General features: G+C 63.0%; 22 protein-coding genes, 1 tRNA gene and 1 CRISPR repeat array. Of the genes, 20 read left to right on the top strand and 3 right to left on the bottom strand.

All coding sequences use genetic code 11. The features are described from left to right. Window positions 1–2: 2 nt before the first annotated feature. The 18 genes from ACIRRA_RS12945 (at window position 3) to ACIRRA_RS12860 (ending at window position 19,863) form a co-directional block, all read left to right on the top strand. Window positions 3–344 (top strand): hypothetical protein, encoded by a 342-nt coding sequence (locus tag ACIRRA_RS12945; RefSeq protein ID WP_402766820.1) that lies wholly within the window; start codon window positions 3–5, stop codon window positions 342–344. A 58-nt stretch (window positions 345–402) separates the two neighbouring features. After that, window positions 403–828 carry a hypothetical protein gene (locus tag ACIRRA_RS12940; protein WP_402766818.1) on the top strand — a complete coding sequence of 142 codons (426 nt, stop codon included), beginning with the start codon at window positions 403–405 and terminating at the stop codon, window positions 826–828. Beyond that, a complete protein-coding gene (locus tag ACIRRA_RS12935; protein WP_402766816.1) occupies window positions 825–1,220 on the top strand; it encodes a hypothetical protein in 396 nt (131 codons plus the stop codon). Before ACIRRA_RS12940 ends, ACIRRA_RS12935 begins: the two co-directional genes overlap by 4 nt. Then, the gene (locus ACIRRA_RS12930) at window positions 1,220–1,426 is read left to right on the top strand and encodes a hypothetical protein (RefSeq protein ID WP_402766814.1); all 207 of its coding nucleotides are present in this window, start codon (window positions 1,220–1,222) and stop codon (window positions 1,424–1,426) included. The genes ACIRRA_RS12935 and ACIRRA_RS12930 overlap by 1 nt, the downstream gene beginning before the upstream one ends. Next, window positions 1,426–1,614, top strand: a complete 189-nt coding sequence (locus ACIRRA_RS12925) for a hypothetical protein (RefSeq protein WP_402766813.1) — start codon at window positions 1,426–1,428, stop codon at window positions 1,612–1,614. Before ACIRRA_RS12930 ends, ACIRRA_RS12925 begins: the two co-directional genes overlap by 1 nt. After that, window positions 1,611–1,787 carry a hypothetical protein gene (locus ACIRRA_RS12920; protein WP_402766811.1) on the top strand — a complete coding sequence of 59 codons (177 nt, stop codon included), beginning with the start codon at window positions 1,611–1,613 and terminating at the stop codon, window positions 1,785–1,787. The genes ACIRRA_RS12925 and ACIRRA_RS12920 overlap by 4 nt, the downstream gene beginning before the upstream one ends. A gap of 163 nt (window positions 1,788–1,950) precedes the next feature. Then, window positions 1,951–2,157 carry a hypothetical protein gene (locus tag ACIRRA_RS12915; RefSeq protein WP_402766810.1) on the top strand — a complete coding sequence of 69 codons (207 nt, stop codon included), beginning with the start codon at window positions 1,951–1,953 and terminating at the stop codon, window positions 2,155–2,157. 335 nt (window positions 2,158–2,492) lie between these two features. Beyond that, a complete protein-coding gene (cas3, locus tag ACIRRA_RS12910) occupies window positions 2,493–5,333 on the top strand; it encodes a CRISPR-associated helicase Cas3' (protein ID WP_402766808.1) in 2,841 nt (946 codons plus the stop codon). Between the two features lie 196 nt (window positions 5,334–5,529). After that, the gene (gene casA / locus ACIRRA_RS12905; RefSeq protein WP_402766806.1) at window positions 5,530–7,167 is read left to right on the top strand and encodes a type I-E CRISPR-associated protein Cse1/CasA; all 1,638 of its coding nucleotides are present in this window, start codon (window positions 5,530–5,532) and stop codon (window positions 7,165–7,167) included. Window positions 7,168–7,171: 4 nt separating this feature from the next. Beyond that, on the top strand, window positions 7,172–7,741 hold the full coding sequence (casB, locus tag ACIRRA_RS12900) for a type I-E CRISPR-associated protein Cse2/CasB (protein ID WP_402766804.1): 570 nt from the start codon (window positions 7,172–7,174) through the stop codon (window positions 7,739–7,741). Window positions 7,742–7,789: 48 nt separating this feature from the next. Continuing rightward, entirely contained in the window at window positions 7,790–8,935 is a 1,146-nt protein-coding gene (gene cas7e, locus ACIRRA_RS12895) for a type I-E CRISPR-associated protein Cas7/Cse4/CasC (protein ID WP_402766802.1), read from the top strand. Further along, window positions 8,935–9,735 (top strand): type I-E CRISPR-associated protein Cas5/CasD, encoded by an 801-nt coding sequence (gene cas5e, locus ACIRRA_RS12890; RefSeq protein ID WP_402766800.1) that lies wholly within the window; start codon window positions 8,935–8,937, stop codon window positions 9,733–9,735. Before cas7e ends, cas5e begins: the two co-directional genes overlap by 1 nt. A gap of 10 nt (window positions 9,736–9,745) precedes the next feature. Next, the gene (cas6e, locus tag ACIRRA_RS12885; protein ID WP_402766798.1) at window positions 9,746–10,525 is read left to right on the top strand and encodes a type I-E CRISPR-associated protein Cas6/Cse3/CasE; all 780 of its coding nucleotides are present in this window, start codon (window positions 9,746–9,748) and stop codon (window positions 10,523–10,525) included. Window position 10,526: 1 nt separating this feature from the next. Further along, window positions 10,527–11,531: a type I-E CRISPR-associated endonuclease Cas1e gene (cas1e, locus tag ACIRRA_RS12880; RefSeq protein ID WP_402766796.1), complete on the top strand. Its 1,005-nt coding sequence runs from the start codon at window positions 10,527–10,529 to the stop codon at window positions 11,529–11,531. Window positions 11,532–11,535: 4 nt separating this feature from the next. After that, window positions 11,536–11,817, top strand: coding sequence for a type I-E CRISPR-associated endoribonuclease Cas2e (gene cas2e / locus ACIRRA_RS12875; protein ID WP_402766794.1), 282 nt, complete (start codon window positions 11,536–11,538; stop codon window positions 11,815–11,817). 119 nt (window positions 11,818–11,936) lie between these two features. After that, window positions 11,937–15,503: a CRISPR direct-repeat array (repeat unit 28 nt; unit sequence GTCGGCCCCGCACCCGCGGGGATGGTCC). Window positions 15,504–16,994: 1,491 nt separating this feature from the next. Beyond that, window positions 16,995–17,441: a cell division protein SepF gene (locus ACIRRA_RS12870; RefSeq protein WP_402766792.1), complete on the top strand. Its 447-nt coding sequence runs from the start codon at window positions 16,995–16,997 to the stop codon at window positions 17,439–17,441. A 29-nt stretch (window positions 17,442–17,470) separates the two neighbouring features. Beyond that, the gene (locus ACIRRA_RS12865; RefSeq protein WP_402766790.1) at window positions 17,471–18,478 is read left to right on the top strand and encodes an SLATT domain-containing protein; all 1,008 of its coding nucleotides are present in this window, start codon (window positions 17,471–17,473) and stop codon (window positions 18,476–18,478) included. Window positions 18,479–19,173: 695 nt separating this feature from the next. Continuing rightward, a complete protein-coding gene (locus ACIRRA_RS12860; RefSeq protein WP_402766789.1) occupies window positions 19,174–19,863 on the top strand; it encodes a hypothetical protein in 690 nt (229 codons plus the stop codon). A 195-nt stretch (window positions 19,864–20,058) separates the two neighbouring features. Here the strand turns inward: ACIRRA_RS12860 and ACIRRA_RS12855 are convergent, their stop codons facing one another. Continuing rightward, window positions 20,059–21,825 carry a DUF262 domain-containing protein gene (locus tag ACIRRA_RS12855; protein ID WP_402766787.1) on the bottom strand — a complete coding sequence of 589 codons (1,767 nt, stop codon included), beginning with the start codon at window positions 21,823–21,825 and terminating at the stop codon, window positions 20,059–20,061. A 412-nt stretch (window positions 21,826–22,237) separates the two neighbouring features. Here ACIRRA_RS12855 and ACIRRA_RS12850 point away from each other — a divergent pair. Continuing rightward, window positions 22,238–22,325: transfer RNA gene (locus tag ACIRRA_RS12850), tRNA-Val, on the top strand. Between the two features lie 340 nt (window positions 22,326–22,665). Here ACIRRA_RS12850 and ACIRRA_RS12845 read toward each other — a convergent pair. After that, complete coding sequence (locus ACIRRA_RS12845) at window positions 22,666–23,226, bottom strand: hypothetical protein (RefSeq protein ID WP_402766785.1); 561 nt, start codon at window positions 23,224–23,226, stop codon at window positions 22,666–22,668. 242 nt (window positions 23,227–23,468) lie between these two features. Beyond that, a complete protein-coding gene (locus ACIRRA_RS12840) occupies window positions 23,469–23,600 on the bottom strand; it encodes a hypothetical protein (RefSeq protein ID WP_402766783.1) in 132 nt (43 codons plus the stop codon). Window positions 23,601–23,932: 332 nt separating this feature from the next. Here ACIRRA_RS12840 and ACIRRA_RS12835 point away from each other — a divergent pair, with 332 nt between their 5' ends. Next, window positions 23,933–25,960 (top strand): protein kinase, encoded by a 2,028-nt coding sequence (locus ACIRRA_RS12835; protein WP_402766781.1) that lies wholly within the window; start codon window positions 23,933–23,935, stop codon window positions 25,958–25,960. Window positions 25,961–26,195: the final 235 nt, after the last annotated feature.

Below are 26,195 nucleotides of genomic sequence, written 5' to 3'. Positions count from 1 at the left end.
TCATGGCGTGCTTGGAAAGCCGAGCCGGAACCCGCGACGGCAGCGGAGATATCACCTTGCACTGGCACGAAGCCGCAACCGAGGTGTTCTTGGAGATGACGGCGGCCGGTCCGCGCGTCGAGATCGCCTGGACGCCCACGGCCGAGTCCGGAGTGCGGGTGTATCTGCACCTGTCCGAAGCCGAGCAGTTGGCCGACGCGCTGACCGCGGCACTGATGACCCACGCCCGGGTCGAGGCCGAGGTCAACGGGACCGAGTCGGAGCCGGACTGGATGCCCAGCCCGTACCCGGACGGTATTCCGCCCTACTTCGGTCCCAACGCATGGCCGCTGGAGGAGTTCTGATGAACACCCTCTTGCGCCACAACGCCATCCACCACAACACCCGGAAAGGAATCTGATCATGGCCTACCTCGTCACCGAAGCATCGACCTCCGACGACTACCGCGGAGGCCGGGGCCACATGCAACTGCACTGGCATCAGATGCCGTTGCCGACGGTACGTCCTATGGGGGAGAACTCGCACCTCGGGGACGTCGAGATCCGTTGGCTGGTCGAGATTTCCAACGGGGTGAAGGCGTATCTGAACATCGAGGAAGCACGAGCGCTGCGGCAGCTGCTGGACGAAGCCATCGTTCAGGTCACGGCCAGAGGTGGTGCCGTGCTTGCCTCCCGGACCGGCGACGACAACGGCGTCGTTGACTCGGGGACCGTCAACGGCGACGGGACCGGGTCAGTGCCGGGATGGGTGCGCGCGGCCCGCGAGAACGGTTATCCGTCCCCTCGGGAAGCCCTCGGCATGTCCGAGCCGAAAGAGGCGTCGCGGTGAACACCACACGGATGGTCATGCGGTCCGAACGGCTCGGGCGGCTGCTGATCGCGATGGAGCCGGGGGCGAAGTTCCGGTTCACGTTCCTCTACTCCCTGGGTGGGGAGTATCGGTCGGTGTCGGCCGAGCTGCTGCGTCCGCAGACCGCGGATCTGTTGCAGGCCATCACCGAGGCCCTCCAGGAAGGCATTCCCGTCGATGACAGCGAGCCCGCCGTCGCCGACGCGAAGGCGTTCGGGGTGTGGGTAGCCGAGCTGATCAAGGAGCGCGACGAACTGAAGTCCGAGTGCAAGGAACTGCTCGATCAGGTGCAGTGCCTGCAATGGGATCTCAGTGCGCTGCAAGCTCAGCACGACCTGTGCCCGGACCAGCCGGCGGTCGGGAGGATGTGATGGACCCGAACACGGCACTGGCCGAGATCCGGGAACTGATCAAGCAGTACAACGAGATCGGCGTCTGGGATGTCCACGACCTCCGGGGCGTGGTCAACATCCTGATCGAACTCACCGACCATTTCCACGGGCTGGATCAGTGGCTGTCGCAAGGCGGTTTCCTGCCCAAGGAATGGGAGTGGGCACACAGCACGGGGAGGGCGTGATGGTCATGTTGGCCGAGGTTCACGTCATCGACCGATCGGCGCTGTATGCGGTGATCGGGACCGCGCTGGAGTACCTGCGGGAGGTCGGAGTGATCGTCGGCGACATCGATGTCGCAGACGAGCAGATCGTGTCGGCGATCCAGGCCCAGTGGACGGTGTTCACCGACAGCCAGGAGGTGACGGCATGACCGTCGATCTCGAATGCTGCGGCGAGCGCATGAGTCTCGTACCGGCCTCTGCCAAGGACTGGCCGATCACCCGGCTCATGCACTGCTACTACTGCGGTCACTACGAACCGTGGGATGTCGACGAAGACACCCCGGTGACCGGTGACGGCCTGCCCCAGGGAGACCGGCCGTGAGCGGCTCGGGCTACCAGTGGTGTGGCTGCCGGGACTGTTTCGACATCGTGGTCGCAACGGCGAAGGCACTGATCCTGTGCGGGCTCTGCGAAGAGGCAGGGTGCGAGATTCAGGACGGCGAGTGCCAGCGAGAAGACGCCTACGAAGGTTGAGGTGTCCGATCATGGCCAAGGCCAAAAAGCCGATGAGCCGCCGAACGGAGCTACGGCTCGGGCGGGAGATCCAGGAACAGTACGACCGGGGTGCAAGCTGGGCCGCGATCGCCGTGGACTTCGATATGCCGAAGTCGAGGGTGCAGCGGTTGGCCAGGACCTACCGGGAGGACTGTGACCGGAGAGCCCACCAGAACCAGTTGACCTTGTTCGACTGAACCGTTCGGATACAACAGAACACAACTGAAGATTGATAAAGCGGAGTCCGTGCCTGTCAGAACCAGGCACGGGCTCCGCCCCTTTTTCTACCAGGCGACCGCCGACCCCGATGCCAGACATCCGGCACTGCTGCTCGATGATCCGATCCCGGGGCTGCCCTCCCGGTTCTTGGCCGATTCGGTAGGCGCGGCATGCGGCACAGAGTGCGTTCGAGGATCGGAGGTGTCCGACCCGTATCTGTGGGGATGGCCTTCTTCTTGTGGCCCAGCCACGACTTGTCTCTTTGGCCCGCACATGCGTGGGTGCTCTGGGTTTTGTGTCGGTGGGTGTCTCTATGGTGTCGGCTATGACCGCTGGAGGGGCTGCCGGGGTGGGTTGCTGGGCGTATTTGTCTGAGCAGGAGAGGGTTTGGCTGTCGGTGTTGTGGGGCAAGTCGGCTGGTCGTGCGGGGGGCACGATGAACTTGCTGCTGTCGCACATGCTGGACACCGCGGCTGTTGCTGCGTTGATCTGGGACGAGTATCTGGCCGAGTCTGTTCGGTGGCAGGTTTCCGAGGCGGCCGGCGGTAGCGAGGCTGGGCGTCGGTTGTTCGTGTGGCTGTGCGGTGTTCATGATCTGGGCAAAGCGACTCCAGCGTTTCAGTGCGTGGATGCCGAGGGTGCCACCGCGGTCAGGGCCGTCGGGCTGGTGTGGGACGAGGCCGTGGTCAAAGTCCATCGCTGGCGGCATGAACACGCGGGTGCGAAGGTACTCGAGGAGTTCCTCAAACAGACAGGATGGTCTGCTGCGCAGCGTGGCTGGGTGTGGCCGCTGGTGGCGGGGCACCACGGCAGGTTCCCGTCCTTCGGCGATTTGCGGCCGAAGGCCCGGACCGAGTCCAGGCTGCGCGGCGGTGGCGATTGGCCGGCTGCCCAGCTGGCACTGCTCGAGGCGTTCACCAAAGCGGTTGGCTACGAGGATCTTCAGGCGGTCGAACCAAAGGCGGTGCCCTCGCGCGCACTGCAGTTGCAGCTAAGCGGTTTCGTCGTGATGGCTGACTGGATCGCCAGCGACGAGGAACACTTCCCGGGACTGGATCAGCTGGGGGAGGTCGGTGCGGAGGGAGCGCGGAAGAGAGCACGAGCCGCGTGGGACAGGCTCGGACTGACCGGTGGCTGGGGGCGAATCGTTCAGCCTTCCGTTGCTGATTTCAGTGTGCGGTTCGGTGTCGAGCCGCGCCCTTCGCAGCGGGTGGCGATCGAATGCGCAGCTGGGATGGCGCGTCCGGGATTGATGATCGTAGAAGCGCCGATGGGGGAGGGGAAGACGAAGACGGCGTTGCTGTGCGCGGAGGTGCTGTCCGCGCGGTTCGGGTTCGACGGAGTGTTCGTGGGGATGCCGACCCAGGCCACGAGTGACCCGATGTTCACCGCTGTGCGTGCTTGGGTTGCGAAGATAGACAAGGATGCTGCGGGTCGGGTGGCATTGCTGCACGGCAAGCGTCGCTTCAACAAGGAATGGCAGGGCCTGGTCGAGGCCGGCCGCGAAGCCGACACTGAGTTCGCCGCGGTGGGCGAGGACGAGTTCGGGCTCGAAGATCTGTATGGGAGTTCGGATTTCGATCCATGCACCTGTGATCGACCTGCGCGGACGGTGCCGGCGGAGTGGTTCTTCGGCCCGAAACGGGGATTGCTCGCACCGTTCGTGGTCGGCACTATCGACCAACTGCTGCTGGCGGCCACACGTACCAAGCATGTGATGCTTCGTATGGCCGGGTTGGCGGGCAAGGTTGTCATCCTCGACGAGGTCCACGCCGCCGATGTGTACATGTCGGCGTTCCTTGTCGAGGGGCTGCGGTGGCTTGGACAAGCGGGTATCCCGGTCATTCTGCTGTCGGCGACTTTGCCCCCACGCCAGCGTGAGCAACTGCTAGGTGCCTACCTGGCTGGAGCTCGCAACCGAGAAGAGCTCGACCTGCCGCCGATGATCGAGGAATCCGGGTACCCGCGGGTGACCACGGCTTGGGCAGACGATGCCGGTGAACCAGTGATCGAGCAGGTTGCTGCGCCACCATGGCGCAGCGAGCCGCTGCAGGTTCAGGTACAGGTGCTGCCCGAAGGGGATTCGATCTGCGATCTGTTGACCGACCGGCTTACGGAAGGCGGGTGTGTGCTGGTGATCCGTAACACCGTGGCCCGGGCGCAACAAACGTATCGAGAACTCCATGCGATCTTCGGTGCGGCGGTCCATCTGCTGCACGCCCAGATGTGTGTGCGTCAACGTGCTGAAGTCACCGAGAGTTGCTTAAAGTTGTTGGGGCCAAGGAAGGATGGCACGCAGCGGCCGCTGACGATCCTGGTGGCGACGCAGATCGCGGAGCAATCCTTCGATGTCGACGCCGACCTGCTGGTCACCGATCTCGCTCCGATGGACCTGCTGTTGCAGCGGATCGGTCGCATGCACCGTCACGACGGCGTGCGGCGCCCGCCCGCGGTGCGGGAGCCGACCGTGGTGGTCACCGGGTTCACCTCCGTCGCGAATGCTGTGCCGAGCTTCGACACCGCCAGCGAAGCGATCTACGGCCGTTACGCGCTGCTGCGCAGCGCCGCCGCAGTCCTGCAGGCATCCGGCGCGCAGTGGAGCATCCCGGCCCAGGTTCCCGAACTCGTGGAGACCGCCTATGACCCGCAAGCTCCCAGTCCAGAGGGTTGGACCGTCGCGGTGGCCGAGGCATGGCAGGAATGGTCGGATGCTCAACGCCAACGTGCCGACACCGCTGCGCGGTTCGTGCTCACCCGGTTCGGGGACCACGAGAACCTGACGCTGGCCGGATTGCATCGCGGCTCAGGCGAATACGTCTCCGACAGCGATGTGCGGGTACGCGACGGCGAAGAAGGGATCGAAGTGATCCTCGTCCGCGCCGACGAACTCGGGTACCGCGCCGAGAACGGACACCGGCTGGGGCCCAACGGCGAAGTCGCCGACGAGGTACTCGACGACGTCCTCGGCGGCACCCTGCGACTTCCCAGAAAGCTACGGGCCGCGGTCCTGGCCACGCTACGGCCGCTGGACGGATGGCGTGACCATCCGTGGCTGCGCTACAGCCACGCCCTTGTCATCGACGGCGACGGTCGCACGGTGGTAGGCGAGTATCGGGTCCGTTATGACGCCGCGCAGGGGCTGGTTTTCGAATGACCTGGTGGCGCAAATGGTTGGGCTGCCAGGTCCCCCGCAGATGCGGGGCCGACTTCGATGCCAGACGTTAGTCCGGACCATACCCACCGCAAAACATACCGGCGGGTTCCTTATCAGTCTCGCACATGGCTCGATCTTCCTTGCACTACCGTGGCAAACGCTCTAGACGCTAATCATTTCAAGCGAGGGGTGGGATGTGAATTCAGGTGATTTGATCAGATCAGTTCCATTGGCGCCCTGTAGGTTCGACGATGGCTCGGTCGCCATGTTGCCGGTGGCGGACATGCTGGCGAACAGCCACCGGATCGTGGGCGTCGAGGTCGAAGTGCCGACGATGTTGCCGGCGTTGTTGCGGCAGCTTCTGCTACCGATCACGGTGCACGCGTTAGGGTCACCGACCACTCCGGAGAAGTGGGGACACCAATTCGAGCGCGGTCGGTTCAACTCGGAAGAGCGGGGGCATATCGAGCAGTATCTGGCCGAGTATGCCGATCGGTTCGATGTTCTCGATACGGTGCGCCCTTTTGGGCAGGTGGCCGATCTGAGGACGGAGAAGGGGGATACCAAGGGAGCGGCGTTGCTGGTGGCGACCGCGCCGTCGGGCAACAATGTCCCGTTGTTCGCCGTCAGGACCGAAGCGGATCGGTTGCGGTTGCCTTTGGACGTTGCGGTGCGGTGGATGCTGCATGCCCACTGCTGGGATCCCGCAGCGATCAAGACCGGAGTGGTCGGCGATCCGAAAGCAAAGGGCGGCAAAACATCTGGCAATCCCACCGGGCCGCTCGGTCAGTTGGGTGTGGTGATGCCGATCGGTCGCACCCTGTATGAAACCCTCCTGTTGAACACCCCGATCGGTGTAGCGAAACGTCTCGGCGTCCCGCAGTGGGCGCGTGATCCTCTCGGCCCGCAGTGGGAGGTGCGTTCCCCCGACGGTGTGTTGGATCTGTGGACGTGGCAGTCGCGGCGGATCCGGCTCTTCGTCGAACATGTCGATGGTGAGGCCGTAGTCGAGCGGGTGATCGTCGCGGCCGGGGACCGCTTCGCCGCCGGTGTTCCCGATTGGGAGACACACACTGCGTGGCGAAAGGATAAGCCGGCTAAGGGATCCCCAGCGACGCCGTTGCGGCCGTTACGGCATGTGGCAGGCAAGGCGGCATGGCGTGGACTGGATGCGCTGTTGGCGCTGGAATCGGCGACTAGCGATTCAGTGCAGACCAGCGAGTTGCTCGATCAGCTCGCCGAACTCGAAGGCGCGGGCGCGATCGAAGAGGGCTATCCGCTGCTGGTCGAGACCTTCGGCATCGTCTACGGCAATCAGTCCGCTGTCATCGAGGATCTGGTCCACGACACCATCTCCCTGCCGGTCGCGGCACTACGCGGTAGCGGGCGGGCGTATGAGGCGGTTGTGGAGGCTGCCGATCAAGCGGAACGGCTGGTGAACGCGATCAACCGGCTCTCGGCGGATCTGCGCCGCGCGGTGGGCACCGACCCGATCCCATGGGACAAAGGCCAGCGACCGGGCGAACAACTGCTGGTCACGCTGGATCCGGTGGTGCGTCGTCTGCTGGCCGGTGTGTCGGCTGACTCCGGTGACGAAGACAAGCTCTCGCGCGGGCAGCTGGCCTGGGAGCTGATGGCCTACGACGCGGTTTTCCGTTGCGCCGAGCCGTTGTTCGCGCTCCCCTCGGCGGCATTCATAGGCCGGACGGTGAAGTCGGGATCCAAGGAGCAGCGCTACAGCCTCGGGTTGGCAGCAAATTCCTTCCGTAGCACGGTGAACAAGATCCTGAGTAGGGCTGCCGCCGAGCGAGTACGCCCCGATGATGAGGAATAGCTCTATGGCCCAACGGTATTGGAACAAGTACATCGACAAGGACACCGGCGAATGGACCAAGATCCTGCCGCCTGGGGAGGACTTGGCCGCGCTGCGATCGGGGCTGGGCCGTGATGCGTTGACGGTGCCGAAGATGTGGCAGTTCTACTCGGTCATCACCCAACCCGACAGCGATCTGGAACGGCTAGGCGTGGCCAGCACCCGCCAGGAGGCGGAGCATGCAGCGCTGACCCTGTTCGGAGTCCATCAGCAGTCCCAACGGACCTTGATGCACCAGCATGACGCTGGGCTCGGTGCGGCGCTGCGTACCTTGCGCCGGCATGACAAGAGCAGCGGCGAGGCAGTGGATCGGCGTGTGGAAGCGCTGGTCACGTCGACCTCGGTGGCGACAATGACCTACCGGCTACGCGGACTGGTGATCCAATTGCGTGGTATCGACCAGCCGTTGGACTACAACCGGCTGGTCAACGAGATCGAACGCTGGCACTGGCCCGCAGGACGTCAGAGCGTCCGCAAAGGCTGGGCCCAGGGCTACCAGCGATGGGAAAAACCCACCGAACTCGGCGACAGCTGATCCCCAAATACCCTGTACCGCACATATATTCGGACAAGGACTCTAGTTATGACGACGAATGTTCGTATCGACCTGCACATTCTGCAGACCGTCCCGCCAGCCAACCTGAACCGTGACGATCAGGGCAACCCGAAAGAAGCCATCTACGGTGGGGCGCGCCGATCCCGAGTGTCCTCACAAGCGTGGAAGCGCGCCACACGGATGTATTTCGCCGGAAAGGTACCCACCGAGGACCTGGGCACTCGCACCCGGCGTGTGGCGAGCGAGCTGGCCAAGCGACTGCGAGCCCGCACAGAAATCGATCCCGATCAGGCCGCACGGATCGGGTCTGCGCTGCTCGCCCCCGTGGGTATCTCTGCGGGCAAGAAGGCTGGCGCGACAGCGTATCTGCTGTTCGTCGGCAACGGTCAGCTCGACGCCGTGGTCGACCTGGTCGCCGACCGTGCCGCCGAACTGGTCGTACTCGATGACGCGGCGCTGGCCGAGGAGATGAAGACGCTGCCGGTCGCCGAGCAGTTCCGTGAGAACCATCCGCTCGACGTCGCTCTGTTCGGCCGGATGGTCGCCGACATTCCCGCGTTGAATGTCGATGCCGCCGTTCAGGTTGCACATGCACTGTCCACCCACGCCACCGAAGCCGAGTTCGACTACTTCACCGCGGTAGACGACACCAACGAAGACGACGACCCCGGCGCGGGCATGATCGGCTCGATTGGGTTCAACTCCGCCACCCTCTACCGGTACGCCACGATCGGGCTCAACCAGCTGCACGACAACCTCGGCGAGACCGACGCCGTGCTCGATGCGGTCGATATCTTTGTCGACTCCTTTGCTCGATCGATGCCCACCGGCTACGGCAACTCCTTCGCCCATCGCACTTTGCCTTCACTGGTCGCGGTCGTGGTGCGAGAGGACCAACCGGTCAACCTGGTCTCGGCGTTCGAGAAGCCGATCACCGCATCGCAAGGCGGTATCGCTGAACGCTCGGCCCGGGCACTGGCCGCCGAGCAGCAGCGCAGCGTCGAGTTGTGGGGTGACAAACCCGCTTACACCGCCTTTGCCCACGCTTTCGACACTGACACCGAAACCGGCCCCAAACTCGCCGCTGAACTCGCCGAAGCCTTTGGCACCTCGGTCACCTTCCCCGCACTTCGCCGAGGGCTGCGCGATCAGCTGCAGGGATACCTCGCCTGATGGCCGCTCCCACCGATGCCGCGGTGCTGCTGCTGCGGTTGGCCGGACCACTGCAATCCTGGGGCGACAACAGCAGGTTCAACCGCCGCGAAACCCGGCCTGAGCCCACGAAATCCGGCGTCGTCGGTTTGCTCGCAGCCGCCCTGGGCCTGGAACGCGGAGCTGATCTGACCGACTTGACCGACCTCTCGATGGGGGTGCGCACCGACCAGCCTGGCACGTTGCTGCGCGACTTCCACACCGTGTCCGACTATCGCGGTGTCCCGCTCAAGCAGACCGGTGTGAACGCCAAAGGCGTTCAGAAACCAACGGGCCCTGCGAAATACACTCACGTCACCCACCGCTACTACCTGCAGGACGCCATATTCGTTGTAGGGCTCGCAGGCAAGACGGACCTTGTCGCTGATCTCGCCGCCGCAGTACGGCGACCAGCGTTTCCACTCGCGCTGGGCCGACGCAGCTGCCCACCCACCCAGCCGATCCTGCTCGGCCACCACACCACCGATCTCCTGCAGGCCCTGTCCACGCACGAGTGGCAGGCCAGTGACCGCGGCCGCGCCAACCATCTGCGCAATACCAGACCCGCCAGCGTCGATCTGCCCGTCACCATCGACGACCCGACCGGCGGGGAGGTCCGCAACGACGTCCCCGTCTCGTTCGGGCTGCGCGACAGGCAATTTCGTCATCGCCGCGTCCGCCATACCACTGTGCGTATTCCCAGCGGCATCACCGATCCCGACCCCGCCGCCGACAGTGGCGCTGTTGTCGGGCACGACCCGTTCTCCCTCCTGGACTGGTGAAAGAGCGACCATGACCTACCTGTCTCGAATCCGCATCAACCCGCTGCGGTCGCAGAGCCGCAAACTGCTGGGCAACGCGCGCGCCATGCACAGCATCGTGATGCACGGTATTCCCGGCGACGCGACCGGTGAGCGGATCCTGTGGCGCCTCGATGCCGACAACCCGCACCGCCCATGGCTGTATGTCCTGACCCACACCAAACCCGACTGGACCCACCTGATCGAAACTGCAGGTTGGCCCGGCGCCGAGGGCGAACACGCCCACATCGCCGACTACCGGCCATTGCTGGACAAACTGCGCACCGGTGACAGCTACGCCTTCCGTGTCACCGCCAGCCCCGTCCAAAACACCAAAACACCAACCAAACTCACCCAAGCCCAGAAAAACCGAGCACAGGAGCGCCTCGACGCTGCCCAAGCCACAGGCCGACCTCGCTCGCTACGCCTGGGACACCGCACCGCAGCCGCCCAGCTGAATTGGTTCACCGAACGCACACCCAGCTGGGGATTCCGGATCCCTGCCACCGATATCGAACCTCAACTGCCCGGTATCGAACTCGATGACAACATCGCCTCGCAGGTACTGATCCGGAACCGGCAGCGACTGAGCTTCGGACACGGCACCACACGCAGCAACAAACACCCGGTTGTGATCCACACCGCCACCTTCGAAGGACGACTCGAGATCACCGACGCCCAACGCTTCACCGAGATCCTGCTGGCCGGGATCGGGCCGTCGAAAGCCTACGGGTGCGGGCTGTTGACCCTGGCCGCGTTGCCTATCGCCTGAGATGGCCGACATCTGGTGGAAAGCCCACCCACACGATCTGCACCGCCTGCAGGACCGAATCTCCACGGTGTACGTGGAGCGCTCCCACATCGACCGAGACGAAAACGCGGTCGTGGTGATCAACAAAAAGGAAACGGTTCGGATCCCAGCAGCGTTGGTCGCCGCGATGCTGCTGGGACCGGGCACCCGCATCACCCATGCCGCAGTCGCTTTGCTCGCCGATTCCGGCACCACGGTCTGCTGGATCGGCCAGCAGGGTGTTCGCATGTATGCGGCAGGAATCGGGTCTTCCCGCGGGGCAGGGTTGCTCACCCAGCAGGCATATCTGGTGACCCGCCCGAAGGAACGGATCAAGGTTGCTCGCGCGATGTATGGGATGCGGTTTCCCGGCGAGGATGTCGGCGAGCTGACCATGCAGCAACTACGCGGCCGGGAAGGTACCCGGATACGGCGGATCTACCGTGATCACGCTGCGCGCACCGGCGTCGAATGGAACGGTCGAAAATACGTCGCCGGCGATGCTCACGCTGCCGGTGACGACCTCAACCGGGTGCTTTCGGCAGCCAACGCCGCCCTGTACGGGATCTGCCATGCCGTGATCACCGGACTCGGCGCGAGCCCGGGCCTTGGATTCGTGCATACCGGCTCCGCGTTATCGTTCGTTCTCGACATCGCGGACCTCTACAAGGCCGAATACAGCATCCCGCTGGCCTTCGACCTGACTGCCGACGGGCTCACCGACGAGCGTGACGCACGCCTGGGTCTTCGTGACCTCATCGCCGAGCGACGGCTTCTGGCACAGATCGTCGACGATGTGCGATCACTGTTGAAAGTCGATGTGACAGAAAACGATATCGAAGCGCCTCAACTATGGGATGAACGCATCGGTGTCGTCGACGGAGGTACGGACTGGGCCGGCCGAGAAGCCGACCTCGTGCAACCTGGCTTCGGTGATCAGCATGTGACAGTCATCGGACCTGAGCTCGACACACCGATCGAGTGGTGAACCCGTGACAGTCATCGTCTTGATCGCTGTAGCGCCCGGACTGCGTGGCCATCTCACCCGGTGGATGATCGAAGTCGATGCCGGGGTGCTTGTCGGCAAGCCGAGCCGCCGCGTCCGTGATCGGTTGTGGCAGTTGCTTGCTGACCGAGTCAACGACGGCCAGGCGGTCATGATTGAACCTGCGAAGAACGAACAAGGCTGGACAGTTCGCACCGCAGGTAGAGATCGTTGGCACCCAGTCGATTTCGATGGCCTCATCCTCTCCGCGAGACGGCGACAACAGTAGCTACTTCCAACATGGCGCACGTGGTGGAACGGTCCAATCGTTGCCACACGCTGATGCGCGGTCGAATTGAAGTCAATGAAAACGTTGTTCCACGCCAGAAAACCAGCAGGTCAACAAGCGTCGGCCCCGCACCCGCGGGGATGGTCCTCGACGGTGCCCGGCCCGGTCTGGACGGGCAGAGTCGGCCCCGCACCCGCGGGGATGGTCCGTTCTTGGATCGCGCGCTGCTGAGCTTCGGCTGGTCGGCCCCGCACCCGCGGGGATGGTCCGAATGACCTGCGCGAGGCCGCCGAGATCAACATGTCGGCCCCGCACCCGCGGGGATGGTCCGCTGATCGCGGCGGGCAGCCAGGCGTTCACGCCGTCGGCCCCGCACCCGCGGGGATGGTCCTGGAAACTCTCGATCGAATCCTCGACAGACAGTGTCGGCCCCGCACCCGCGGGGATGGTCCGGATCTCGAGTCCGGCCGCGCGCTCCTGGCGTCGTCGGCCCCGCACCCGCGGGGATGGTCCGCGATCGGCCGCGTACTGAGCATGTCCATGGGCGTCGGCCCCGCACCCGCGGGGATGGTCCGATCTTCACCTCTGGCGGCGACGTCAGTGGCGGGTCGGCCCCGCACCCGCGGGGATGGTCCCCGATGCTGGCGGGTCAGCGTGGTGTCCAACTCGTCGGCCCCGCACCCGCGGGGATGGTCCCCCGATGAACGAGCGATGCACGATCTGCGAGGAGTCGGCCCCGCACCCGCGGGGATGGTCCCAGCCGATGCATGCCGTCAGACATGGTCGAGAAGTCGGCCCCGCACCCGCGGGGATGGTCCATCCCGAGCCTCGGGCTCCGGAATGTGGATGACGTCGGCCCCGCACCCGCGGGGATGGTCCTCCTCCGGATACAAGATCGCTTGCGGTCATCCTGTCGGCCCCGCACCCGCGGGGATGGTCCCGGCAACCCGATCGGGGCGCCCGCGACGGTCTCGTCGGCCCCGCACCCGCGGGGATGGTCCGACCGGTGACGCCGCTGTCGACGCCAGCATCGTGTCGGCCCCGCACCCGCGGGGATGGTCCGTCAGGCGGTTTCGCCGAACGTCACCGTCCAGTGTCGGCCCCGCACCCGCGGGGATGGTCCGGACGAGATCCGCGGACTGCGGACCCGGGCCGAGTCGGCCCCGCACCCGCGGGGATGGTCCCTGCCACGAGTGAAACCCGCTGCCGCCCCGGGGGTCGGCCCCGCACCCGCGGGGATGGTCCTGCACCACGGCCATCGACGCTCTCACCTCCGCAGTCGGCCCCGCACCCGCGGGGATGGTCCCCCCACGCCCCGGACGCTTTCGGCCCGTAGACGGTCGGCCCCGCACCCGCGGGGATGGTCCGTCGTTGCAGTCCTCCGGCGGCACGCTCAACACGTCGGCCCCGCACCCGCGGGGATGGTCCTTGGACGTAGGGCCGCCACCGGCGTTCGGTGGTGTCGGCCCCGCACCCGCGGGGATGGTCCATGCGCTGGCGCACTGGACTCCTGGTTGTACCAGTCGGCCCCGCACCCGCGGGGATGGTCCCCACGGTGTGCGGGTCGGCGTGCTCACAGGTCGGTCGGCCCCGCACCCGCGGGGATGGTCCGCGGTCGCCAAGTACGCCACGATCGCCGGCGCGGTCGGCCCCGCACCCGCGGGGATGGTCCTTCGTCTCCGACCAGGGGATCGCGATCTCCGGCGTCGGCCCCGCACCCGCGGGGATGGTCCGTTGATCAACGGTCTGCGTCACGGCGACGAGGGGTCGGCCCCGCACCCGCGGGGATGGTCCACCGAGAGGACCGAGAGGTTGACAGGGATTTCAGTCGGCCCCGCACCCGCGGGGATGGTCCGTGTCCTGCGGAAACGCGAAAAATCTTGAGGATGTCGGCCCCGCACCCGCGGGGATGGTCCGGGCGAGTGGCAGTCTGCGCTGTTCAAGTACGCGTCGGCCCCGCACCCGCGGGGATGGTCCTAACATGTCCAAGGATGACCGTGCCTATTACCGGTCGGCCCCGCACCCGCGGGGATGGTCCCTGGGTGGCAGGCTGCACCCTCACCCATTTCGGGTCGGCCCCGCACCCGCGGGGATGGTCCCGGAGTTGCGTAGGCGGCCTGGGTGGAGAACGCGTCGGCCCCGCACCCGCGGGGATGGTCCTCGGCCAGCGGTGTGCGGAGAGTGGTTTCGTGGGTCGGCCCCGCACCCGCGGGGATGGTCCGCGTGACGCCCTCAACGCGGTGGCCGAAGCCCAGTCGGCCCCGCACCCGCGGGGATGGTCCTCGGCCAGGATCATTTGCAGGAGCCACATTTTCGTCGGCCCCGCACCCGCGGGGATGGTCCCGGCACATGCCGGCCCTTGCCCGCCGGGAGACCGTCGGCCCCGCACCCGCGGGGATGGTCCCCTGCGAGAAGTGCGGGCGTGTCGGCACCCGGCGTCGGCCCCGCACCCGCGGGGATGGTCCGAAGCTGACCGGGCACGCTGACGGCGGCCCGATGTCGGCCCCGCACCCGCGGGGATGGTCCGCCCGAAGGCGGCAACCGCGGCTTCTACCAGCTGGTCGGCCCCGCACCCGCGGGGATGGTCCGTCGGATAGCGCCGACCTGCACACTGTCGCTCAGTCGGCCCCGCACCCGCGGGGATGGTCCGACGGCGCGGGATGCGTGGCGTCGGCTCATGGGGTCGGCCCCGCACCCGCGGGGATGGTCCTGGAAGGCATTCATCAAGAACTTGTTGTCCGGCGTCGGCCCCGCACCCGCGGGGATGGTCCGAAGTCGCAGGGCAGCAACAACGCTGTGGATGCGTCGGCCCCGCACCCGCGGGGATGGTCCGCAGGGATACATGCCCGATACCGTGCTGGTCGGGTCGGCCCCGCACCCGCGGGGATGGTCCCTCCGGCAGCACGTTCCGGCCGGTCGATCTGCCGTCGGCCCCGCACCCGCGGGGATGGTCCTCCGTTGTGACAGAACAGGATTGGGCCAAGGACGTCGGCCCCGCACCCGCGGGGATGGTCCGCGCGAGTACGCCGACCTGATCGAGAAGCACATGTCGGCCCCGTACCCGCGGGGATGGTCCCCCTCATTTCAAGAGTCACCATGAACGGCAAAGGTCGGCCCCGCACCCGCGGGGATGGTCCATGAGGCAGAATCACTGGCCTCCCGTCGCGGTCGTCGGCCCCGCACCCGCGGGGATGGTCCGGGGTCCCAGATTCCGCCGATGCTGGAGAGGCCGTCGGCCCCGCACCCGCGGGGATGGTCCGGACGCGGAGTCCTGGGCCAACGATCCCGCCAAGTCGGCCCCGCACCCGCGGGGATGGTCCTTGAACGAGGCCATGCACGGCACGTTCGACCTGGTCGGCCCTGCACCCGCGGGGATGGTCCGTTCTCCGGCGTGCGCGATTTCTGACCTCGGCTGTCGGCCCTGCACCCGCGGGGATGGTCCGCGGAACCGCATCTCCTCGGCCTCGCCCACCCAGTCGGCCCCGCACCCGCGGGGATGGTCCGGCATCTACGACGCGCCGGTGACCACGATCCGGGTCGGCCCCGCACCCGCGGGGATGGTCCCCGCATGGTTCACCGCAGCTTGTGCTCGGTCCGGTCGGCCCCGCACCCGCGGGGATGGTCCGGAAGGCCCGCCCTTCCGCCAGTACACTTTCGTGTCGGCCCCGCACCCGCGGGGATGGGCCGCCGCCGAATAGTCTTCTCTGCCAATACCTTCCCCGTCACCTGGATTTGCGCACCGACAGCCAAGTCGATCTGATTGCGATCGCTGACGAGCTCAACGGGCGCCCTCGGCAGACCCTCAGATTCCGCACACCATCAGAAGCACTCGATGGGGCGTTGCGATGACCACCTGAACCCGCAGGCATTGCAGGATGTTTACGGAGGGATGTGGTGGGGGCGCGTGGACCAGGCGGGCAGGCCCCGCCTGCCCGGCACCACTGCCCGGCTCGGTGCCGCGGTTCCGTCGTGTCAAGCCTGGATTCCCGATCGCCGAACGGTCACCGTGAGCGCCGGGCCGTCGCATGGGAATCCAGGCTTGACAGGGCGGCGGCACCGTTAAAATCACGCGCCCCCACCCCATCCCGGACGTAACGGGCACCCGAGACCGGGCGACTCGCCGGGGGCGGCCACGGTGGCACGAGCGCCGGAAACTGTTGTTGATCAAGCTGATCCGAGGTGCCGAACCGTGTCGAAAGGTGTGCGCAAGTTGGCCTCGTGAGGTGTGAAACCCGTGATTCTCTCGCTACATCGCGGAAAAACGTGTGCGAAACGTGGACAGATCGGTGACCTAGTTTGACCCAGGTTTCGCACCCCCCGACACGCAGGCCGACCTGCGGTGATGGTCGCTCCCCTCGCACAGATCACCAAGTACACACATCAATGTGTACTTGGTGATCTGTGCGAGGGGAGCAGGTGAGTAAGAGAGTCTGCGTGTCGGGGGTAATCGGTAGGTAGGTAAAGGATTTCAGGGGGTAAGAAGTGAGTGGTTACGTTAGGCAAAGAGCGTTGCTATCGGGTGGGTGGTGGCGTCGGGTGACGTGGGGTGCGTACGTGACGGTGGCGTAAGTGGCGAGGGTCGGAGCGCTGGCGCGGTGGTGATGTCCAGCGCGATGAGTTGCGTCGAGGCGGTCGCGTCCGGTGTCAATGGCCGCGTTTGCCAGTCCGGTGCTCGGCATGGCACGGAGGTGCTGTGCGAGTAGTGGATTCCCTGGGCGCGCGCCGCATGATAAGGGCGTCCATCGTCCCGTCAGGTCACGAATTCCCGGTGCAGCCAGGCGATTCGGGTGCCGGTTGGGTGAGGAAATCTTGCTCCTTGAGCGTGAGCCTCGTGGATGCACTTGACAACAGGCGAGGGGCTGCCGCGGGACCTGGAGTGAACCTGACGAACTGGTGGATCCGATTGCGTACTGGTTCGAAACCCATCGAGCACGTATCCACTTGACCCTCCGTATCGCTGTCGCGGAACCCCTGAACCACCCGCGTTGACCGAACTACCGCTACTATCAACGTGTTTCGCAAGGAACGAGCGACTGCCTGTCACTAGCACAGGCTGGTGTTAGAGCCGTCGCGAAGCTGATCGACACTCTGTCGCGCCTCCTCGAGATCCGCGGCACGGCGTTGGGTTGATTTCCAGTATCGAGGGGCGATGTTGACAGTAACAAGGGGGCGGTGAAGTGCAGAATACTGGCATAGTGTTTTGGGCACCGCTTGCCATTCTCGCAACCCTTGCCTTGTTGTGGATGTCTAATACCATTAGACGCCGTCGGGATCAAAGTATCCCTGTAGGTTCTGGGGAGAAATATCGCCGGTTTGGACGCGAAGGTTACTTGGCTGCATTGCGTGAAGCATTGGAACTAAACTCTTACGATCCGAGGATTCATTCAAATCCCACGGTGCATCTCAATGCTATTGCACGCCTCGCACCCATTAGCTTTCGCGTCTCCACCCGCGATCTTGTGCATCAATACAGACTAGGGCGAGTAATATCTATTGATATTGGCAAAATGGACGAAGAGCAATCGGCACGCATGATTGACTTTTGCAGCGGGATTGCCGCTGGATCTGGGGGATGGCTGGTTCAAATTTCCGAAGACGTTGTCGTTTTGACGCCGCGGGCGTAGTTGTTTGAACAGAGCTAGGTGGGCTAATAGTGGAAGCCGAAGTCGGCAATGAAGAAGTCGGCAATGAAGAGGTCGACGGCAAAGAAGTCGACGGCAAAGAAGTCGACGATAGAGAATTCGCCGAATCAAAGATCGCCCTAAATCATAGGATACGAAAAAATGAACGAGATCTTGCACTTGCGAAACGGAGAAGATCTTGGTCCAATTATTCCATTGCACTAGGACCGATCCTTGCCCTGATTCTTTATGCATTATGGTGGGTTCCTCAGGTAAGCCCGACCCTGCTTAAGGCGATCTATTACCCTGCAATACCGGTGTCGATTGCTTTCTGTATCGCATCTTACTATCTGAAAACTCATCCAGGTGGACCGGTAGAGCGTGCGAGGCCAGGCGAGTTTGGGAGTGAGGTCAATTCGGGTGAGGGTTCAGGAATATTGGACCCAGACGGTTTGCGGGTGTGGCAAACATCATTCCTTCGGCGAATATTCTCGAATGACAAGAGGAGGAGTATCGATCAAATAGAACTCGCTCTTGACTATGCCATAGATTCTCGGAAGTCCCTGTATACGTTACGATCCGTTCCGATTGATACTCGGCGATCAGCTTACAAAGAGGATGCTCGCGCCGATGTTGAACGCTTCCGGGAGGAAGGTTCCAAGTATCGTCGGACGAACAATAATCTACAGGTCGTACTGATCGTCGGATCATTGGCTGCGACGGCAGCCTCGGGAGTCTCCGGCGAGTTCGGGTTTCTTCGGTGGGCAGTTCTCGCACTCACTTTCACAGTCGGCGTTGCAAGTGGCCTCATGGCCTATTTTAAGTTCAAAGAACGCAGCTTTTACCTACAGCAGACGGCCGACGATGTCGAATATGAAATCGAGGCTCTAGAAATTGGCGTAGGCCGCTACAAGCACATCGAAGATCCACACGAGGCCCTCAAAGAATTTGCCTCTGAAGTGCATCGACTCAAGGCGGAACAGAGAAAGAGAGAGCAGAATCTTGAGCAGCCGCCAGATCTCAATAATCCTTCGGATTAACCCGCTATCTGTGAGACGGGAACCGGTGTTGATCAGGTTGGATGTAGTTGTTGGACAAAGTCGCTCACAACATGAGGCGCGACTTTAAGGGCAAGGTTTGCAGTCATCTCAATGATCTTTGCCAATCTGGGTATTTTGAACTAATTCGGACGGGCTTCGGGAAATGCTTCATCTCTAGACATCGCACCGAGGCCCTCCAGAGAATGGTCAAGCACCATGATCCGGGGGGGTGAGCGTGCTGTTGCGTACGGCAAAGTGATGGAATCTCGCGTGAGGTACCCGGCAGTGGTGGTCCGTCCCGGTGCGGCCGATGGCGGTTCCGAGTCCGGTGATGGGCATCATCCCGTTGCGCCCGAACAGGTTTGGTGGATTCCCTGAGCGCACGCCGCATGATAAGGGCGTCCAACCTCCCGTCAAGGGGACGAATTTCCCCTGCGGTCAGGCGATTTGAGTTCCAGTTCGGTGAGGGAAATTCGCCCCTTGAGCGTGAGCCTCCTGGACGCCCTGGGCAGGCGAGAGGGGCAGGCCGAGGGGCCTGCCCTCGGAGGACGCGTCGCGCGCCCAGGGAATCCACGTTCTCGGAGGCTCCCAATCCCCTTGACACGTACGTGTCAAACCACTGGCCCCGAACCCGAAACGCGCTCACGGACCGGTTGACACGTACGTGTCAACGCCATCGGAAGGACCCGGAGATCATGACCGACTCCGATACCATCACCGGCCTACTCGTCACCGCCCTTGAAAACACTTGGGCCGCAATCCGAGCCCACCACCCCGACGTTCCGGACGTTGTGCTGACCGTGGGAGCTGGCTCAACCGGTACCAGCGAAATGACCCTCGGGCACTTCGCGCCGAACCGCTGGATCCGCGGCGAGTACGAACTTCATGAGTTGTTCGTCGGCGGGGAAGGGCTTCAGCGCGGCGCGGCCGATGTGCTCGGCACTCTGCTCCATGAAGCCGCTCACGGCGTCGCCGTCACGCGCGGGATCAAGGACACCAGCCGCCAAGGCCGCTGGCACAATGAACGATTCCGTGCCCTCGGCGAGGAGCTCGGGCTCACCATGGCACATCACGACAAGATCGGATGGTCGATCACCACCGTGCCCGACCGGACTCGTGAGGTATACCGGGATGAACTCGAAGAGCTTGCGTTCGTGTTGGTGGCCTACCGTCGGTGCGAACCGAATCGGCGCGGCGGTCGCAAGTCCAACAACAACGGCTTGTCCGCCGAGTGCGACTGCGGCCGCAAGATTCGCACCTCCAAGAGCGTGATGGAGGACGGTCCGATCTACTGTGGCAAGTGCGGCGGGGAGTTCAGTACCGAGTGCGAACCTGGGGGTGGGAGCTCAGTTCAGATTGAGTTCACACCAGTCAGTTCACATTGAGTTCACGACAGCAGAAAGGCCCGGCGAAAACCGGGCCTGATCTGGTCGAACGTTGGTGCGCGATACTGGGATTGAACCAGTATCGCGTTCTAGGGATTCCGCGCCGTGGGGCGGGGCAGCACCGCGCGCGATTGAGACGGCACCGGTGCGGTCCGATGCGGAGTCAGTGAACTACCCAAACACAGATGATCCCTGCTATGTAAACCTCCTGGACACGTTGACGATATCCACCGCTGTCGTGGCCTTGTTTAGAGTGTCCCCCACTCGGGTGTAAACAGCCCCGTCAAAGTATGACGTGTCTTTCTGCTTTGGTATCGTTATGACGATCAAACCTAGACCATGATAATTGTTCCAAGTCATATTAGACAGTACGTCCGACTTCAATGCGTCGCTCAATGCTGAACTCGCAATTCCATCCCTCCAAAGGGAGAAATAGTCCTCATTGGATATCATTAGTTGTTTAGCCTCTCTACTGAGGCCAACCACATACTTCTTTCCCACAAGCTTCGGGCTGATGCCGTCGAGTTTTTCAATCCTGTCAGCGTCTGACTTCTTGTCCGCAACCCCTATCATTACGACACCATCTTGGTTGGGTCCGTTGTTTGCAATCGCGCATATATTCTTGCAAACCTTTTCAATAATGGATGGATCTTTTTTTCGGCCGATCTCGGAAAGTGTCAGAAGACCTTGCTTAAGTTCGTATCCGGAAGATTCTATCTGCGAACGTTGGATGAGTTCGTCTATCTGAATGTAGGAGTGGTTCGTGTACACCGCGCCGAGGTCGTCGGCTACTGTGTGTGGCTTTATCAGGCCTGATATAATCTGAATATTGCGTTCCCGCTTAGCTACCGTAGTCGCCCCTCGGCCGGTATCGATGTGCTTATTCAGATTATTGAGTGCTTCCTTTGCTGCCGTATAATTTGATATCTTACGTTTCTCTTTTATCAGGATTCCGTGAAGGGTAATGATGACAGCCGCAAATATGGCTGAAAAACTGTTATTGCTGGATGTTTCAAACAAGAGCGTTTTCAGTTTCGTAGGCTTACCGGCTTCGCAGCACTTTTCAAGCTCATGGACGCAATACTGAAGTTCTTCAACGAACTTTTCTTCGCCATAGTACGCCAGTGCTTCCTGTAGGCGAACGTTCTCGCTGCTGTGCTCGCGATAGACATCATCGAGAGCCTCCTTCGAGCGGTTAATTAGCTGTCCGCCGACGATGCAAGCTGCGATGTCGGCGATACATTGTTCATCTTCACTATCCCTCAAGTCCGTGGATCGAAGAATTCCTTCCCTGACCCAAAATGTCTGATCGGATTGGATCGCATATCCGTGATTGGTTTTCGGAAGGTCAATACTGATGGAGGGCATGGAACCGAGATCAATAAGATCGGCGGAGGAATCCCCTCGGAATGAGCAGGAGATCCTTCTGACCATGTTTGCGAACTTGTCCTGTACACCCGACTGGCGTCGGTCCTGCTCACTCAGTCGGCGGCCGTAAGTATTGATTCGACGAAATACCTCATTAATTTCAATTTCTGAAGCATCTCGCATGATTGATATCGGGAAGTTGTAGCCGATGATAGCGACTACTTCGGCTCGGGAGATCTTCTCCCCGCCTGAGGTATCGGGAAATTGAATCTCTTCGGATCGCAACTTGGCGGCCGGGAATTCATCTATATTGAAATACTTATTGTCTGTGGTTGAGTAGGAGTTTTCGAGAAAAGAGAAGATAGAAAACAGGCGTTGCAGTCCATCGATAATCTCATATCGGTTCTCGGAAATTTCCGCAACCAAGACAGAAGGAATTGGATAATTACTTCTGACGGATTCGATGAGTTCGCGTTTTTCTTCCAACGTCCAGACTAGTTTTCGCTGGTACCGCCGATTCACCTGGAGGCGTTTGTTTACATACCATTCGTACAAAACCTGTACGGATTTAGGTTGCGCATCTATCTCGGCCATGCCGATACTCTAGTGGCCGCTCGGTACCACGGCGAAGCTGTGCCGACCGGAGCTTCCAAGTATTTCCGGACCACCCCGATGGGTGGCGAACGGTGGACAAGCTCCGTTCCCGGGGAAGCGCAGGTATCTGAGATCGGGAGACATGACAGCTGCTGATCATGCGCCGCCTCAGCAGGGTGCCCATATCTCGCCTGATGCCGGACCACTCGTGACTGTCGCCTGAGGACGGCGCGGTCGTGGTTGGGGGCACACCCCGCAGACAGGGCGGTTTGAACGTGGGGCAGCTAACAGACAGGCGTGGGGCAGATCTGGGGCAGACATCTGTCCAGACGTGCGATGCAGCGTGCCATTGAGTCCTCAGGTCTAGCGACTCCGAGTCCGATGACCTGCGCCAATTTTTGTATTGAACTCGCAGGCGGACTCTGTGTTGGTCTCGTCCACCACTGAACTGGTTTTACACACCAGCGGTCGGGGGTTCGATCCCCTCTGCGCCCACTCCAGAAAATCCAGGTCACACCTGGGTTTTCGTGTATCAGCTCCGATCTTGATGGCTGTTCGTGTTGGCATCCGCGTAGCAGCGAATGTTTGCCGATTGCTGGCCGGAAGCACGGCCTTCGGGCATGTCTGCAAGGGTCGGCGCGATCTACTTCCCACGATCTACTCCCTGCGCGAACGGCGGAGACCGAGGCCCAAGCGTCCCTCGTCATATCGTCGGGGCTTTATTGACGACAGCAACTCGGGCAGTGCAGCGGTGGCGGAGTGTCGGAGACCACCCGCGGACTCGTAAAAGGCAGCTTGCACACGGCTCCCGACTTGCTTGTGATCCGCATACTCGCGCCACTAGTCTTGCGGAGTCCAAGTCCTCTCGATGAGCTCGTAAACACTTCTCGCGTATTCGATCATCTCGAACGCCGGAAGCGGGCTTGCGCCTATCCACAAGACGGTGGACCACCGGGGATCGAAGAAGCTGATCGCAGCGAACGAAATGGTGCCGTCACCTCCGGAACGTTCTGTGATGGACAAATGTTCGAGGGTACGCGGATTGAACGTCTGCACCTTGTATCCGAAAAGGCGTGAAATGATTATTATCCGCCTGTTCGACACACCGTAGAAGGTGCGCGCCCTACGCTGGGCATCGACAATCAAACGCCCCAGCAGGAAATAGAGACTGACCATTAAGAACACCCCTCCCCACAGCAAGGGGAAGGGAGATGCGCCCTCGGCCACGTCACTGATTACGAAGAACACCGCGAGGCCGCAAAAGACGAGACTGAACGGAAACATGAACGCATCTCTTGCCTGCAGCGCCAGCCCTTGCCTCGGCCGTCCGGCCCACAGCATATTCTCGCCCGGGCCGAGAATTCGGCCGATCTCACTCTGAGCAATACTTTCACCGTTCATGATTCACCGCCCTTGATCTTGTCGTATGTCGGTTTGCATCTGGATTTGAGCGGCACATGCCAAATGCTGCATAGGATTCCGATCGTGTCATAACTACCGAAGAGGCATCCGTACGCCGACTTGCGATAATCCTGTTTGCTGAAGACAGAAATTTCGTGAGTGAGGAGCACCCTTCCGGTGCGGAAGTGTATCTCGCCGTATTCGACGGTGGACGGTGGACGGTGATCGTGTCGCAGGCCGGCTCATTGCCTCCCGCCGGTGCTGTGGCGTGCGGACGGCCTCATGATTGCCTTGGTGGCGGCCAGCAGGCGCAGTTTCAGCGCGCAACCGATGAACCCGAAGATCACCATCAGGGTGACGGCGATGCGCGGCACGGCTTCTTTCTACATTCCGGGGTGCGGTCCGGTCACGCGTTCCTGGGCGTGGCCGGGCTTGCCGTTTCATACCCCCGTTGTTGGTCAGGTGATCGATCCTGTCGGTCTACGGCCGTGTCCTCGCGGTCGATAACATCCGGCCGGACTCGAGCGGGCCGACCGGTTCGAGATCTCGTGTGGCCGGTGTCCGCGCCTATGCTTGTTGAGAGGTTTCTGTTGCCGGTGTGGGTGCCCGATTCGTGGGCTGGATATTGCTGGTCGGGTGTCGGTTTGAGGGTGTTCCCGGAAGGGAGGGGTCCTCAGCGATGGGTGCTTCGTTGGAGCCTGGGGGCGTGTTCGCTGGTTATCGGATCGTGCGTCGGCTGGGTGCGGGTGGTATGGGCACGGTGTATCTGGCTGAGCATCCGAATCTGCCGCGCCTGGTCGCTCTGAAGCTGCTCAACCGTGCTCTGACCGATGACGAGGATGTGCGTGCCCGGTTCCTGCGCGAGGCTGATACCGCTGCCCGGCTGGACCATCGCAATATCGTCGCCGTCTACGACCGCGGTGACGAGGGTGGTCAGTTGTGGATCGCGATGCAGTATGTCGATGGCAGCGATGTGGCCGGGTTGTTGCGGGATGGGCCGTTGCCGGTCGGGCGGGCGGTGTGGATCGTCACCGAGACCGCGGCTGCGCTCGATTACGCCCATGGGCATGGGGTGTTGCATCGTGATGTGAAGCCGGCCAACATCTTGCTGACCGACGCGTCGCGTGGTGAACCCGAGCGGGTGTTGCTCGCGGATTTCGGTATCGCCAAGGCTCTCGATGAAACCGGCGGTTTTACTCGCAGCGGGATGCTCCTGGCGAGTCTGCAGTACGCCGCGCCCGAACAATTCGATATCGGCGTGGCGGTCGATCACCGTGTCGACGTGTACGCCCTGGGTGCGACTCTGTATCGGATGCTGACCGGGGCTCTGCCGTATCCGGGGAGCACCCCCGCGCAGTTGATGTACGGGCATGTGAGCCTGCCGGTCCCCAAGCCCAGCAAGCACTGTGAAGTGCGTGTGCCCGAGGGTTTCGATGTCATCGTCGAACGTGCCCTGGCCAAGGACCGTGAATGCCGGTACTCCAGTTGTGGTGAGCTGGCCGCTGCCGCCAACGACGCGCTGGCGGCGTCATCGAAGGAGCTCACCGCAACCGTCTCATCGCCGCCCGCACCGCCGAAATCCGAGATGGTGCCGGAAGGCATCCCGGCCGTCGGAGGCACCGAGCATGCGCACACGACGGAGCCGGCGGTGGTGGCGGGGGCTCCGGTCCGAAAGCGCCGCGTCCGCCGCCGGTTGCTTGCGGTTGCCGCGGTGGCGGTCGCGATCATCGCTGCGGTCGCTGTGGTCCTGATGTGGCCGAAACCGTCACCGCACGGCTCGCCGGCCTTCACTGTCAGCCCGGTGGCCGTCGGGAAGAACCCGCAGGGCGTCGCGGTCGATCCCATGACACACAAGGTGTACGTCGCGAATTCTTCCAGCGGTACCGTTTCCGTTCTCGACGGCACTGCCCCCGCTGTCACCGCCACTATCGAAAACGTTCCGGGCGCGATGGGTGTGGCGGTCGACCCGCAAACTCGCACCGTGTACGTGACCGACTATGCCGACGCCGGCAAGGTTTTCATGATCGACGCGAACACCAACACCGTCACCGCGACTGTCGCCGTAGGGGCCAACCCGGACAACCTGGCGGTCGACCCCCGCACCCATTTGGTGTATGTCACTAACGCCACCGTCGATCCGCTCGCGCAGGGCCAGACCGGTGTACGCACTGGGTCGAAGCCGGGTTCGGTGTCGGTGATCGACCCCCGCGCCCGCGCCGTGACCGCCACCATCGCGGTGGGTATCCGGCCGATCGACGTCGTGGTCGATGTCGATCGCTCGCGGCTCTACGTCGGCAACGCCGGCGACAACTCGGTGTCGGTGCTCGACCTGTCGACCAACACCGTGGCCGCGACCGTCACGGTGGGCCAGGCGCCACTGGGCCTCGCGCTCGACCATCGCTCCGGCACCCTCTACGTCGCGAACAACGTGGGTAACTCGGTATCGACCATCGACACCCACACGAACCGGGTCACCGGCATCATCCCCGCCCACCGCCCGAGCATGATCGCCCTCGACCAGGACCGCCGCATCCTCTACGTCGGGGTGCTGCCGGTGACCGGCGACCCGAGCACGCTCGACCTGACGCCGATGGCGATCGACGCCGACACCCACAAGGTCACCCCCATCCCCGGGTCCGGCGGGGCCACAGCGGCGGCCGCGGTGGACCCCGGCACCGGTGCCGCCTACCTCGCCGACTACGGCGACAGTGCGGTCTTCGTGGTCAGACACTGACCGATTACCTTGCGGCACGGGCGGACTCGCAGCCATGACCGTCTCGCGCCGAGGGGGTGGTGATCCTGAAACGGTCAGTGATCGACCCCGTCATCAAGCACGCCCTCCTCTCGTTACTGGACCCCATTTGCTGACCAGCAGGAGACACTACCCGGGTCGATTGGGTGGTGGGTGTGACTGCGCTTCCCTGCAGCGTTGCTGAGAACCCTTGCCCTGCAACAGGTTGTTCCCCTCG

This window comes from Nocardia sp. NPDC101769, assembly GCF_044766925.1.
In the GTDB taxonomy this organism is placed as follows: Bacteria; Actinomycetota; Actinomycetes; order Mycobacteriales; family Mycobacteriaceae; genus Nocardia.
This window is presented reverse-complemented; position numbering and strand designations above follow the sequence as displayed.

Bases quoted from the DNA above. Each gene is read 5' to 3' on its own strand.
- ACIRRA_RS12945 (WP_402766820.1), top strand. From the start codon at position 3: ATGGCGTGCTTGGAAAGCCGAGCCGGAACCCGCGACGGCAGCGGAGAT.
- ACIRRA_RS12940 (WP_402766818.1), top strand. From the start codon at position 403: ATGGCCTACCTCGTCACCGAAGCATCGACCTCCGACGACTACCGCGGA.
- ACIRRA_RS12930 (WP_402766814.1), top strand. From the start codon at position 1,220: ATGGACCCGAACACGGCACTGGCCGAGATCCGGGAACTGATCAAGCAG.
- ACIRRA_RS12925 (WP_402766813.1), top strand. From the start codon at position 1,426: ATGGTCATGTTGGCCGAGGTTCACGTCATCGACCGATCGGCGCTGTAT.
- ACIRRA_RS12920 (WP_402766811.1), top strand. From the start codon at position 1,611: ATGACCGTCGATCTCGAATGCTGCGGCGAGCGCATGAGTCTCGTACCG.
- ACIRRA_RS12915 (WP_402766810.1), top strand. From the start codon at position 1,951: ATGGCCAAGGCCAAAAAGCCGATGAGCCGCCGAACGGAGCTACGGCTC.
- cas3 (WP_402766808.1), top strand. From the start codon at position 2,493: ATGGTGTCGGCTATGACCGCTGGAGGGGCTGCCGGGGTGGGTTGCTGG.
- casB (WP_402766804.1), top strand. From the start codon at position 7,172: ATGGCCCAACGGTATTGGAACAAGTACATCGACAAGGACACCGGCGAA.
- cas7e (WP_402766802.1), top strand. From the start codon at position 7,790: ATGACGACGAATGTTCGTATCGACCTGCACATTCTGCAGACCGTCCCG.
- cas5e (WP_402766800.1), top strand. From the start codon at position 8,935: ATGGCCGCTCCCACCGATGCCGCGGTGCTGCTGCTGCGGTTGGCCGGA.
- cas6e (WP_402766798.1), top strand. From the start codon at position 9,746: ATGACCTACCTGTCTCGAATCCGCATCAACCCGCTGCGGTCGCAGAGC.
- cas1e (WP_402766796.1), top strand. From the start codon at position 10,527: ATGGCCGACATCTGGTGGAAAGCCCACCCACACGATCTGCACCGCCTG.
- ACIRRA_RS12860 (WP_402766789.1), top strand. From the start codon at position 19,174: ATGACCGACTCCGATACCATCACCGGCCTACTCGTCACCGCCCTTGAA.
- ACIRRA_RS12855 (WP_402766787.1), bottom strand. From the start codon at position 21,825: ATGGCCGAGATAGATGCGCAACCTAAATCCGTACAGGTTTTGTACGAA.
- ACIRRA_RS12845 (WP_402766785.1), bottom strand. From the start codon at position 23,226: ATGAACGGTGAAAGTATTGCTCAGAGTGAGATCGGCCGAATTCTCGGC.